This is a genomic window from Bradyrhizobium sp. 157 (assembly GCF_023073815.1).
Taxonomy (GTDB): domain Bacteria; phylum Pseudomonadota; class Alphaproteobacteria; order Rhizobiales; family Xanthobacteraceae; genus Bradyrhizobium.
Genome location: NZ_JADPKF010000105.1, coordinates 72,131 through 84,698, shown reverse-complemented (window position 1 = coordinate 84,698; position 12,568 = coordinate 72,131). Strand labels below are relative to the sequence as shown.

The following is a 12,568-nucleotide window of genomic DNA, read 5'->3' as shown; positions in this document are numbered from 1 at the left end:
TCCCTTAGCCGTAGCCCGGATGGAGCGCAGCGAAATCCGGGGTCGCGCGTCACGGCCATGACCGTCCCGGATTGCGCTTCGCTTCATCCGGGCTACGGGCGTGCTACGCGGATGTCCCTACGCCCGCACCGCCGCCAGCCCGAGCGGCGGTGGCGCGAAGCCGGCCTTGGACGCATAGCCGCGCACGATCGCTTCGCGCTGGGCGTGACTCAGCACCTTTTCGATATCGGTAAAGCCGTCCGGCGCCAGTTGCTCGACGGCGTCGATCACGCCCTCGGGCCCGCCGCGGCGGTTCGCGCGCACGATCTCTGCCGTCATCGGCAGGCGCTTCTTCTCATAGGTGACCAGCGCCTGGCGCGGATGCTCGGCGCGCGCTAGTTCATCAGCGAGCGCCCGTGCATCGAGAATCGCCTGCGAGGCGCCATTCGATCCGACTGGATACATCGGGTGCGCGGCGTCGCCGAGCAGCGTGACGCGTCCCCAGGTCCAGTACGGCAGAGGATCGCGGTCGCAGCACGGATATTCGTAAAATTCCGGCGTCGCCGAAATCAGGCTGCGCACGTCGACATACGGCACCTTGAACCGCTCGACATGCGGCATTAGCTCCTCGCGCTTGCCGGGACGCGACCAGTCCTCGCGGCGCGGCGGCGGCGAATTGCCGTCGCCGATCTTCACCATGACAGCCCAGTTGGTCAGCCGGCTCGATGGACTCGAGCCTTCCGCAATTGGATATACCACGACTTTGGCATTCAGCCCGCCGGCCACGATCATCGAGCGGCCGGTCAGGAATGCCGGCCAGTCGCGCGCGCCGCGCCACAGCATCAAGCCGTTCCAGCACGGCGGACCCTCGTCCGGGAACAGCATCTCGCGCACGCGCGAGTGAATGCCGTCGGCGCCGATCAAAATATCGCCACGCGCGGTTTTGACATGGGAGCCGGTGCGGTCGAAGAAGTGCGCGACCACGCCGCCCTCGTGCTGCGCGAATGCGCCGAGTCGGCAACCGGTGTGGATCGCCTCGCCGCCGAGCCGTTCCTCGACGGCGCGATGGATCACGCTTTGCAGGCGGCCGCGGTGGACCGAGAATTGCGGCACGTCGTGTCCGGCATCGAGACCGCGCGGCTCGCGCCAGACTTCCTGGCCGTGGCGGTTGAGGTAATACAATTGATCGGTGCGAACAGCTGCGGCGTCCAGCCGATCCAACAGGCCAAGGCCGGTCAATTCTCTGATCGCATGCGGCAGCGTGTTGATGCCGACACCGAGCTCCCGGATGGTGTCGGACTGCTCGAATACTTCGCAGTCGATGCCGCGGGCGCGCAGCATCAGCGCGGTGGTGAGGCCTCCGATGCCGCCTCCGACGATGATCGCTTTCATGCGCGTAGCTCCAACTCTCTTCCTCAACCTCGCCCCGCTTGCGGGGAGAGGTCGGATCGCCTCGGCGATGCGAAGCATCGTCCGGTGCGATCCGGGTGAGGGGGTACCGCACTCACCGCGTTCACAGCTCGCGGTGAGAGCCCCTCACCCCTGCCCTCTCCCCGCGAAGGGCGGGGAGAGGGAGGTGACGGAGAGAGCCTGCCATCCGGCCTATTCGGCTGCAAGCGGCTTTGTTGCCTCGGCTTTCAGCTCGGCGCGGGTTTTCGGTTTAGCCTTAATCTTGAGGTCCTCGAAATCCTGCCGATCGCGCACGCTGTTGCGGAAAATTTGTTCCTTGCCGGGCAGATATTGTGGCGGACAGGCAATGTCGGCGCCATACCAGGCCGCAGCCCGCATCGTGAACGACGGATCGACCAGATGCGGCCGGCCGAGCGCGACGAGGTCGGCGCGGCCGGCGGCCAAAATCGTATTCACCTGATCCGCGGTGGTGATGTTCCCGACGGACATCGTCGCGACGCGGGCCTCGTTCCGGACCTGATCGGAAAATGGCGTCTGGAACATCCGGCCATAGACCGGCTGCGCATCGCGCACGGTCTGGCCTGTGGAGACATCGACGAGATCGACGCCGGCTTCGGCAAACGCGCGCGCGACCGCGACCGCATCATCGCCGGTGATGCCGCCCGCGGCCCAGTCGGTCGCCGAGATGCGCACCGACATCGGCTTGTGAGCCGGCCACGCCGCGCGCATCGCCTCGAACACCTCCAGCGGATAGCGCAGCCGGTTGGCGAGCGTGCCGCCATATTCGTCGGTCCGTTGATTGGTCAGCGGCGAGATGAAACTCGCCAGCAGATAGCCATGGGCGGAGTGCAGTTCCAACATGTCGAAGCCGCAGGCCACGCCGCGCAAGGTGGCTGCCACGAATTCGGCCTTGACGCGGTCCATTGCGGCGCGATCCATTTCGCGCGGCACCTGGCTATCGGGGAAGTAGGGCAATGGCGACGCCGAGATCGTGTCCCAGCCGCCCTCTTCCAGCGGCCGATCCATCCCCTCCCACATTAACTTGGTCGCGCCCTTGCGGCCGGCGTGTCCGAGTTGCAGGCAGATCTTTGCCGACGAATTGGCGTGGACGAAATCAACGATCCGCGTCCACGCCGCCTGCTGCTCGTCGTTCCACAGACCGGTGCAGCCCGGCGTGATGCGGGCATCGCGGCCGACGCATGTCATCTCGGTGAAAATAAGCCCGGCGCCGCCGATCGCGCGCGAGCCGTAATGCACCAGATGGAAATCGCCGGGCACGCCCTCTTTCGCCGAGTACATGCACATCGGCGAGACCACCGCGCGGTTCCTCACTTCCATCTCGCGCAGTCTTAGCGGCTGGAACATCGGCGCCACCGGCTTGTCGAGATCGACGTCAAAGCCCTTCGCACGCACCTGCTTCGCAAACGCCTTGTCGACCTCGCGGACAAACTCCGGCGCGCGCAGCGTCAGATTGTCATAGGTGATGGCCTTGGCGCGGGTCATGACGCCGAAGGCGAACTGCACGGGATCGAAATCCCAGAAGCGGTCGACATGCTCGAACCAGACCAGCGACACGTCGGCGGCATGCTGGGTCTTCTCGACCTCCTCGCGCCGCCCCTGCTCGTAGGTCTGCAAGGCGGCGTCGACGGTCGGCGCCTGCGCCATCGCATCTGCCAGCGCAATCGCGTCTTCCATCGCAAGCTTGGTGCCGGAGCCGATCGAAAAATGCGCGGTCGCCTTGGCATCGCCAAGCAGCACCATGTTGTCCTTGACCCAGCGCTGGCTGCGGATCATCGGGAAATTGCGCCACATCGAGCGATTGATCAGCAGCGGATGACCGTCGAGGAACCAGCCGAAAATCTCCGCCATGCGATCGGCGGATTGCCGCTCGCTTAGGCCTTCGAGACCGGCCCGCTGAAACGTCACGGCATCGGTCTCGAAAATCCAGGTCGAGCGGCCCGCTTCGTACTGGTAGGCGTGCGCGATGAACGGCCCCCACTCGGTCTCCTGGAAGATGAAGGTGAAGGCATCGAGCGGCCGGGTCGAACCCATCCAGGCGAACTTGTTGGAGCGCAGGTCGACCCGGGGCTGAAAATGCCCGATGTATTTGTCGCGGAAGCGGCTGTTGATGCCGTCGGCGAGCACGATCAGATCAGCGTCGGCGAAGCGGGCTTCGTCATCGATGTCGGTTTCGAACAGCAGCGTCACGCCAAGTTCGCGCGCGCGCTCCTGCAGGATCAACAGCAGCGTGCGGCGCGAGCAGCCGCAAAAACCGTTGCCGCCGACGCGGTGGACGGTGCCGCGGAAATGCACGGCGATGTCGTCCCAATAGGCGAATTCCTCGGTGATGCGGCGATAGCTCGGCGGATCGTATTTCTCGAAATTGTCCAGCGTGGCATCGGAGAACACGACGCCGAAGCCGAAGGTATCGTCGGCACGGTTGCGCTCATAGATGGTGATCTCGGCCTGCGGCCGCTGTTTCTTCAAGAGGATCGCGGCATAGAGACCGGCCGGTCCGCCGCCGATTATCGCGATCTTCATCTACCGCCTCCGAAACAGGCTGTCGGGCTAGTTCCAAATTACTTTAAGCCTAAAATAATTTCGCGGCAAGGGGTCGTTTCGTAGCCCGGATGGAGCGAAGCGCAATCCGGGGCCGCTGCCAATGCCGAGCGAAGTCCCGGGTTTCGCTTCGCTGCACCCGGGCTACGGTCAACGTCCCCTCAATTCCCCTGAAACACCGGAGTGCGCTTGTTCGAAAACGCCTCGAAGGCTCTCGCAAAATCTTCCGTAGTCATGCAGAGCGCCTGGGCGACCGCTTCGGCCTCGATCGCTTCTTCCACCGACATTGCCCATTCCATCGCCAGCATGCGCTTGGTCATGGTGTTGGCGAAGGTAGGCCCTTCCGCAATCTGCTTGGCCAATAATTGCGCCTGCGGCAGCACTTGTTCCGGCGTGACCATCCTGGAGAAGAAGCCCCATTTCTCGCCCTCCTCAGCGGTCATGAAACGGCCGGTGTAGAGCAGTTCCGATGCCCGTGATTGCCCGATGATGCGCGGCAGGATTGCGCAAGCGCCCATATCGCAGCCGGCGAGTCCGACCTTGTTGAAGAGGAAAGCGACCTTGGCGCCGGTGGCGGCGAGACGGATATCCGAGGCCATGGCAATGATCGCGCCCGCGCCGGCGCAAATGCCTTCGACGGCGGCCACGATCGGTTGCGGGCATGCGCGCATTGCCTTGACCAGATCACCGGTCATTCGGGTGAAGGCGGTCAGGCCCTTGGTGTCCATCTGAATCAAGGGACCGATGATCTCGAACACATCACCGCCGGACGAGAAATTGCCGCCGGCGCCGGTCACGACGACGGTCTTGACCTCGTCGTCCATCGCGCAGGCGCGGAAAAAGTCCGTGAGTTCGCGATAGCTATCGAAGGTCAGCGGATTCTTCCGCTCAGGACGATTGAGCGTCACTGTGGCGACGCGATCGACAACGGCCAGCAAGAAATGTTTCGGCGAATAGTCGGCCAGCGGCAGCGTGACGGGATTTGCAGGCTTGCTCATGGGATCTCCCTGAATTGCATTATTGTCATTGGCCGGTCAGACCTCGCCACCGGCGACCGCGATGGCCTGCCCCGTGATCGCGCCGGCGCCTCCGCCGCAGAGCCAGAGCACCGTATCAGCTACTTCCGACGGCGCCACGAGGCGTCCTTGCGGATTGTGCTTTGACAACTCTGCGATCGCCTGCTCGCGGCTGCGGCCGGTCTTCTTGATGATGTTGTCGATCGACCCTTCCAGCAGATCGGTCTCGGTGAAGCCGGGACACACGGCGTTCACGGTAATGCCGCTCTTGGCCGTCTCTAGCGCCAGCGAACGGACGAGACCGATCACCGCGTGTTTCGCCGCGCTGTAGGCGCTGACATAAGCGTAGCCCTTGAGGCCGGCGGTCGACGCGACGGCGACGATCCGGCCGCGGCGGCGCTCCAGCATTCCGGGCAGTACCGCCTGCGCGGCATGAACCACGCCCATGAAGTTGACGTCCATCATCCGCTGGAACAACGCCGCATCGGAGCGGCCGAACGGCGCGGACTCGGCCGCGCCGGCATTGGCAATGAGGATGTCGATCGGCTGCCGCGCGGCGGCTTCGGCAACTGCTGACTTGACGGAAGCCTGGTCGGCAACATCAGCGACGGCTGCAAACTGCGCTGCGCCGGACGCAACCGCTTCATCCAACGTTGCGCGATTGCGGCCGAGCACCGTTACCGTTGCACCTGCATTCGATAGCGCCGCCGATATCGCAAGGCCAATGCCCCGCCCGCCACCGGTGACGAACGCATGGGAGGAACGCGACAATTGGGACATCGGTTACGCCTCCAGGATCAGGGTTTCAGCATATATTTTAAACTTCAAGCTTTTGCAAGGAAGGGGGAATGGCACTTTGAGCTGCTTAGGCCATTGCTTCGCCACTACATGCAACTGTCATCCCGCGAAGGCGGGGATCCAGTACGCCGCGGCTTCTCGATTCTATCACTGCTGTCTCTGGAATACTGGATCGTCCGCTTTCGCGGACGATGACGGATGGATATGAGGCGGCGATCTCGCGGCGCATTGCGCCCGAGGTTTGCTACTAACTTCCCGCCCTCTCCAATCAGAGGGCGCAGGGAAGACCGGGTGCGCGCCGCACCCGCGGTCTCGTGTGCAATTTGCGCACTAAGAACGCGCACACGAGCATACAGGTACAGCGGGAGCATCCCGGCCTTCCCTGCGCAATGGCTTTACGGCTTACTTCGTGCTCTCCCCGGTGAACGGCTTTCTTGCCACCGTCGCCACGCGAGGATGAACCTTGCGCAACTTAACGCCAGCACCGCGGCGCCAGAACCACACGACTTCGCCGTACGCGTCGGGCGCACACGTCTAGCGCGCCATCAGCGTCCATCGCATCTCACCGCACGTTCGTGACGATCGCGAGCGCCCCTCAATGAGTGAGACGGGCGGAGTTATGCAGATGATTTGCTCTCGAAGTTAAGCGGAATATTTTTGCCGGAAGGGCTGGACAGAGTTTTGGTGATTTGCCCGTCGTGCCAATTGGTCGCAGCCGCGCATTGAAATTTCGCTTGGGCGCATGGCAAATCAGTTCGCAGTCCGTAGGTGGTCAAAGCGACGCCGTAGCTCAACGAGAAGGCGGAGGCGTGCCCACCATCGAGAAGCGCGCTCGACGATAGATGGTCGGCACGTCGCTCACGTTCCTTTGCCCACCCTCCGCTTAAATAATCCCCTCTCTCCGCAGAGCTGCAATCGCGTCCCCGTCGTAGCCGATGTCGGCGAGCACGCGATCGGTGTGCTCGCCGAGCATTGGCGGGCGCGTGACGATTTCGCCGGGGGTTTCCGACACCGCACCGCGGCGCGCGCCGTCGGCGCGGGGTTCGGCAAGCCGGGGTAGTCGACATCCTGCATGAAGCCGGTGGCGCGGATGTGCGGATGCTCCAGCGCCTGTTGTGGGCTCAAGACCGGACCGGCGGGGATCATCGCCTGGCCGAGCGTATCGACGGCTTGCTGCGTGGTGCGCTCGGCGCACCAGCGCGCCATTCGCTCGCTGATGATAGGACCGTGGTCACCGCGCTTGATGTCATCGGCGAACCGCGGATCGCTGAGCCAATGATCCTCGCCCATCAATTTCGCCCAGCGGATGAACAGGGGATGGCCGGTGACCTGGCACAGCACCCAGCCGTCGCTGGTGCGGTAGATGTCGGCGGGCGCTGCGGTCTGGCCGAGATTGCCTGTGGGCACGCGGTTGGCTGATATCACCGCCTGCTCGATCAGCGTCGCATTGGTGAAGGAGAGCGCGGTCGCCAAGAGCGCTCCCTCGACGATCTGCCCGCGCCCGGACTTGCCGCGCTCGATCAGCGCGGCGAGCGTGCCGAACGCGCAATGCAGCGCGGTGCCGAAATCGACCCAGTTCACCGCGGCGCGGTACGGCGGATCGCCGCGGCCTGTCATGTACACAGCGCCCGACATTACCTGGCCAACGCCATCAAAGCCGACGCGGTCAGACCATGGCCCCGGCCCACCGAAGGCGGTCGCCGTCGTCAGGATGATGTCCGGCTTGATTGCCTTCAACGAGTCATAGTCAAGCTTCATCGCACGCAGCGTCTGCGGCGGCAGGTTAGCGACCACGACGTCTGATGTCGCAACCAGCCGGCGCATCACCTCCTGGCCTTGGGGCTTCATCGGATCGAGCGTGATGCATTTCTTGTTGCGGTTGACCTGCAGGAACAGCGCCCCCTCGCCGCCTTCGCCGACCGGTGCGACAAAGCGGTCCTCGCTGCCATCGCGTTTTTCCACCCGGATGACTTCCGCACCGAACTCCGCCAGCAATGTCGCGCAATACGGCCCCGCGATATAACGCCCGAAATCGAGGACACGAACGCCCTCCAGAACTCCCCCCATCGGTCTTTTTCCTTGTCTGACTGCTCGATTGTGTCGAGCCTTCTATCATGTTGATGAATGAATTGGACGACCATACAATCACTGATCCCTTTCGAACGGAACATCCTTAAATGACCCCGACAGCACAACGGCCCTATCGCGGCGTCTTCCCCGTCGCTCCGACCATCTTCGACGATCAGGGGGAGCTCGATCTCGCTGGTCAACGCCGCTGCATCGATTTCATGATCGACGCCGGCTCGAACGGCCTGTGCATCCTGGCCAATTTCTCCGAGCAGTTCGTCCTCACCGATGCCGAGCGCGAAACAGTGATGGTTGCGGTGCTGGAGCATGTCGCCGGCCGGGTGCCGGTGATCGTGACGACGACGCATTTCGGCTCGCGCATCTGCGCCGAGCGCAGCCGCCAAGCGCAGGACGCGGGCGCGGCGATGGTGATGATCATGCCGCCGTACCACGGCGCTACGTTCCGCGTGCCGGAAAAGGCCATTTTCGAGTTCTATCGTACCGTCTCCGACGCCATCGACATTCCCATCATGATCCAGGATGCGCCCGTTGCCGGCACGCCGCTTTCTGTCGACCTGCTGGCACGAATGGCCAGGGAAATTCCGAACATCCGCTATTTCAAGATCGAGGTGCCGATGGCGGCGGCGAAGCTTCGCGATTTGATCGCGGCCGGCGGCGACAACATCGAAGGTCCCTGGGACGGCGAGGAAGCCATCACGCTGATGGCCGATCTCGACGCCGGTGCGACCGGCGCCATGACAGGCGGCGGCTACCCTGATGGCATCCGGCAGATTATCGATCCTTATCTGGCAGGCCGTCGCGACGAAGCGATGGCAGCCTATGCGCGCTGGCTGCCGCTGATCAATTACGAGAACCGGCAGTGCGGCTTGCAGGCTGCCAAGATCCTGATGAAGGAAGGCGGCGTGATCGGTTCGGACGCGGTGCGCCACCCCCTGCAAAGGGTTCATCCGGCGGCGCGTGCGGGCCTGATCGAAATCGCCCGCCAGCTCGATCCCGTGGTGTTGCGCTGGGGCCGGTAGATCGCCACCGTCAGCGGGCATCGCTCCGGCGCGGTATCGCCACCTGCTCATCGCGACTTGCCCAGGAACGTCGTCGCCCACTGCGCATTAAGGCGTAGAGACGCGGGACGGTTCGCCATGAGCCATGTGAAATACCTGCACGATACGAAGCTTGAGCCAGCCGAGGGCGAGCCGGATACTGAGGGAGATCCAGGCAATCAGGGCCGCGGCCGCCGCGCGGTATCTCCATGGCAAATTCCCTGGAGGGGATGGAAGGACATCCTGATCAGGACCTATCAGCAGGTCAGCGAAGACCGGCTTCTCGCGGTTGCCGCAGGCGTCGTCTTCTACGGCCTGCTTGCCCTGTTCCCGGCGATCACCGCCCTCGTCTCGTCCTACGCGCTGTTCGCCCAGGCAAGTACGATCAACGACCACATGACGATGCTTGCGGGCATCCTGCCGGAGGGCGCCCTCGGAATCGTCAGAGACCAGGTCAATCGCGTGCTTGCCAAGGGCGACGTCACGCTGGGACTGGCGTTCCTGTTCTCCTTCCTGCTTGCGGTGTGGAGCGCCAATGGCGGCATCAAGGCCATCATCGATGCGCTCAATGTGGTCTATGACGAAGACGAGAAGCGCGGTTTTTTCAAGCTCAACGCGATCTCCCTCGCCTTCACCTTTGGCGGGCTGCTGGCGGTGCTTCTCGCCATCGGTTCCGTGGTCGCGCTTCCGATCATTCTGTCCACCATCGGGCTCGGGGCCGTCACCGAGGCGCTGTTTCGATTCGGACGGTGGCCAGTCCTGGTCCTGACGATGCTTTTTGGCCTCGCGGTGCTCTATCGGTTCGGACCAAGTCGCCGCAGGCCGCAGTGGCGCTGGCTGAGCGTCGGCAGCGTGGTTGCAACGCTGACGTGGCTTGCGGGATCGGCGTTGCTATCCTTCTATCTCGCCAATTATGCGAATTACGACGCGACGTATGGCTCACTCGGAGCCGCGATCGGCTTGATGATGTGGATGTGGATGTCCACGATCGTCGTGTTGCTTGGCGCCGAACTCAATGCGGAAATCGAGCATCAGACCGCGGCCGATAGCACAGAGGACGGAAACAAGCCGCTGGGTCAGCGCGGCGCAAAGATGGCCGACACGATCGGAGAGATGAAATCATAGGCGCAAAGGCGGCATGTTCCGGTTCTCTCGAACAGGCTGGGATGTCTTGGCTCGCTGTTAATTTCGGCAGCCGTGACCATCGGCCTGCCTTTCGCGCTCGGCGTTCTCCGTTTTCGATCGCGATAATTGCGGAGGGCTGAACTGGAAATCAGAGTTGAAGTCATTACATCAAGTTTCCGCTCACATTTTTCCCGCCGTGAAGAAATTCCTCGTCATTTTCCTTCTGCTCATGCTCGTTCCCATGGCTGTTTCCGCCGTGAAATACCTGCTCGGCGACAGGCGCGAGAACTGGCAAACGGCGGACCGTTCAAGCGCCGGGCTTCTTCCCAAAGCTTCCGAACACGCCGATGCCGTGATCAGGGTGTTCGCGGCAAGAACCGTACGCTGGCGCGGAATATTCGCGGTCCACACCTGGATCGTCGTGAAGGAGCGCGGGGCCAGCCGTTACAGCCGCTACGATTACACGGCCTGGGGTGAACCGATCCGGATCGACGGATTCCAGGCCGACGGGCGCTGGTTTGGCGAGATCCCCGAAACGGTCGTCAGAGTCGATGGTCCGAAAGCGGAAGCGCTGATTCCCAAAATCCGCTCGGTCATCGAGACTTACAAGTTTCGCGCCAATGGAGACTACAGCGCCTGGCCGGGTCCGAACTCCAACACGTTCATCCAGGCGATTCTGGACGCCGTTCCGGAACTTGAGGCGGTGTTGCCGCCGACGGCAATCGGCAAGGATTACCCTTACCATGGCGATTGGATCGGCTTCACGCCATCCCGAACCGGCGTGTTTGCTTCGCTCGGAGGTTATCTTGGGCTGACGATCGGATGGATCGAAGGCATCGAACTTAATTTTTTCGGAGGCGTTCTCGGCTTCGATATCCGCCGCCCCGCATTGAAACTGCCGGGTGTCGGCCGGCTCGGGTTGCCGCTTGGCCCGTGATCGCGGCTTCACCGGTTCACTTTGACAATCACGCCTTCATTTGGCCGCAGATGCGTCGGGCCCTCGACTTTGCCTGCCTCGCGGTCGAGGTAGGTCGACATCAACCTGGTGCCGCTGCCCTGCCACTCCCACAATCTCGGCTCCCTGCAGAGATTGAGAGCGACCAGGATTTCGGTTTGGTCAACTGTTCGTGCGAACCAGAAGATGTCGTTGTGCGCCCGCCGCGGCCGGTACTCGCCGCGCAACAGACAGGGCTCCTTGCGCCGCAGGGCGATGAGTTCACGGTAAAGATTTAGCAATGATCGCGCGTCGCGCCGTTGTGCCCCGATGTTGCGCGAACGGTCTTCGCTGAGCGGCAACCAGGGCTCGCCCGTGGTGAACCCGCCGCGCTCGGTATCGTCCCAGCGCAGCGGCGCACGCTCCGGATCGCGGTTGAGATCAAATCCCTTCACCAGCTTTTCGAACGGGTCCTGGATTCGTTCGGGTGGAATCTTCACCTGCTCGGATCCGATCTCATCGCCGGCAAACAGGAAGGGCGTGCCACGAATCGTCATCAACAGCATCGCCAGAATTCTGGATTGAGCTTGGCCGACCTTGCTCGCCACCCGATGCTTGTCGTGGCCGCCGATCACGAAGTCGGGCCAGGCGCCATGCGGAATCGCGTTAAAATAGGCATCGATCGTCGCCTGCAGCGCGATCGCATTCCATTCCGTATCCAGAAGGGCGAAATTGAGCGGCAGATGCAGCCGCGGCTTGTCGTTGCCGTAGAAATGGCCGATGCGATCGGTCTTGCCCTGCACCTCGCCGCAGACAAGCCTGTCGTCATATTCGTCCAGAACGCTCCTGATGTATTCGAGGCAGCGCATGGTTTCGGGCCGGTCATCGGTGAAGACAGGCGTATATTTCTGCGGCGGCGGCGTGTTGCCGTCGGCGTCGGGATCGGCGGGATTGTCGCGCAGAAGCTCGTCCTTGATCAGCACGGCGCTGGCGTCGACACGAAACCCGTCGACGCCGCGGTCGAGCCAAAAGCGCATGGTGTCGGCCATGGCCCGGCGGACCTGTTCGTTTCGCCAGTTCAGATCGGGCTGGCTGGTCAGAAACGAGTGATAGTAAAACTGCCGGCGCGCCTCGCACCATTCCCAGGCGCTGCCGCCAAAGCGGCTCAGCCAGTTGTTCGGCGGGCCGCCGTTCGCGCCCGCTTCCGCCCACACGTACCAGTCGGCCTTGGGATTGTTTCGGGACGCGCGGCTTTCCTGAAACCAAGCATGCTGATCGGAGGTGTGGTTGGGGACGAAATCGAGAATGAGCTTGATGCCGGCCGCGTGCAGGGCGTCCTTGAGGCGATCGAAATCCGCCATCGTGCCGTAGCGCGGATCGACGGCGCAAAAATCAGAAATGTCGTAGCCAAAGTCCTGATCGGGGCTCTTGTAAATCGGCGTCAGCCATACGGCGCCGACACCGAGCCATTTGAGATAATCGATCCGTTGCAACAGACCCGGAAGGTCGCCATAGCCGTCGCCATTGCTGTCCTGAAATGAGATGGCAGCGATTTCGTAGATGACGGCGTCGCGCCACCAGGCCGTCGACGTTTTCTTTGCACTCACGCGCGCAGCTAAGCT

Annotated in this window: 8 protein-coding genes and 1 pseudogene; 3 read left to right on the top strand and 6 right to left on the bottom strand. The window is 62.9% G+C overall.

The annotated features are described in order from the left end of the window. Window positions 1-117: 117 nt before the first annotated feature. From IVA95_RS33105 to IVA95_RS33085, 5 genes and pseudogenes are all read right to left on the bottom strand, one after another. Entirely contained in the window at window positions 118-1,371 is a 1,254-nt protein-coding gene (locus tag IVA95_RS33105) for a flavin-dependent oxidoreductase (RefSeq protein ID WP_247514315.1), read from the bottom strand. Window positions 1,372-1,581: 210 nt separating this feature from the next. Beyond that, on the bottom strand, window positions 1,582-3,930 hold the full coding sequence (locus IVA95_RS33100; RefSeq protein WP_247514314.1) for a bifunctional salicylyl-CoA 5-hydroxylase/oxidoreductase: 2,349 nt from the start codon (window positions 3,928-3,930) through the stop codon (window positions 1,582-1,584). 179 nt (window positions 3,931-4,109) lie between these two features. Next, window positions 4,110-4,946 (bottom strand): enoyl-CoA hydratase family protein, encoded by an 837-nt coding sequence (locus IVA95_RS33095; protein ID WP_247514313.1) that lies wholly within the window; start codon window positions 4,944-4,946, stop codon window positions 4,110-4,112. Window positions 4,947-4,982: 36 nt separating this feature from the next. Then, window positions 4,983-5,744 carry an SDR family oxidoreductase gene (locus IVA95_RS33090; RefSeq protein ID WP_247514312.1) on the bottom strand — a complete coding sequence of 254 codons (762 nt, stop codon included), beginning with the start codon at window positions 5,742-5,744 and terminating at the stop codon, window positions 4,983-4,985. Between the two features lie 901 nt (window positions 5,745-6,645). Continuing rightward, window positions 6,646-7,829: pseudogene (locus IVA95_RS33085) on the bottom strand (CoA transferase). Window positions 7,830-7,939: 110 nt separating this feature from the next. Here IVA95_RS33085 and IVA95_RS33080 point away from each other — a divergent pair. From IVA95_RS33080 to IVA95_RS33070, 3 genes are all read left to right on the top strand, one after another. Beyond that, window positions 7,940-8,869 carry a dihydrodipicolinate synthase family protein gene (locus tag IVA95_RS33080; RefSeq protein WP_247514311.1) on the top strand — a complete coding sequence of 310 codons (930 nt, stop codon included), beginning with the start codon at window positions 7,940-7,942 and terminating at the stop codon, window positions 8,867-8,869. 117 nt (window positions 8,870-8,986) lie between these two features. Next, window positions 8,987-10,012, top strand: coding sequence for a YihY/virulence factor BrkB family protein (locus tag IVA95_RS33075; protein ID WP_247514310.1), 1,026 nt, complete (start codon window positions 8,987-8,989; stop codon window positions 10,010-10,012). Window positions 10,013-10,253: 241 nt separating this feature from the next. After that, entirely contained in the window at window positions 10,254-10,949 is a 696-nt protein-coding gene (locus IVA95_RS33070; RefSeq protein WP_247514309.1) for a DUF3750 domain-containing protein, read from the top strand. Between the two features lie 8 nt (window positions 10,950-10,957). Here IVA95_RS33070 and IVA95_RS33065 read toward each other — a convergent pair whose 3' ends face one another. Continuing rightward, the gene (locus tag IVA95_RS33065; RefSeq protein WP_247514308.1) at window positions 10,958-12,553 is read right to left on the bottom strand and encodes an alpha-amylase family glycosyl hydrolase; all 1,596 of its coding nucleotides are present in this window, start codon (window positions 12,551-12,553) and stop codon (window positions 10,958-10,960) included. Window positions 12,554-12,568 lie beyond the last annotated feature (15 nt).

Excerpts from the sequence above, each read along its gene's own strand:
- IVA95_RS33095 (WP_247514313.1), bottom strand. The coding sequence starts at position 4,946 with ATGAGCAAGCCTGCAAATCCCGTCACGCTGCCGCTGGCCGACTATTCG.
- IVA95_RS33090 (WP_247514312.1), bottom strand. The coding sequence starts at position 5,744 with ATGTCCCAATTGTCGCGTTCCTCCCATGCGTTCGTCACCGGTGGCGGG.
- IVA95_RS33080 (WP_247514311.1), top strand. The coding sequence starts at position 7,940 with ATGACCCCGACAGCACAACGGCCCTATCGCGGCGTCTTCCCCGTCGCT.
- IVA95_RS33075 (WP_247514310.1), top strand. The coding sequence starts at position 8,987 with ATGAGCCATGTGAAATACCTGCACGATACGAAGCTTGAGCCAGCCGAG.
- IVA95_RS33070 (WP_247514309.1), top strand. The coding sequence starts at position 10,254 with ATGGCTGTTTCCGCCGTGAAATACCTGCTCGGCGACAGGCGCGAGAAC.
- IVA95_RS33100 (WP_247514314.1), bottom strand. The coding sequence starts at position 3,930 with ATGAAGATCGCGATAATCGGCGGCGGACCGGCCGGTCTCTATGCCGCG.
- IVA95_RS33105 (WP_247514315.1), bottom strand. The coding sequence starts at position 1,371 with ATGAAAGCGATCATCGTCGGAGGCGGCATCGGAGGCCTCACCACCGCG.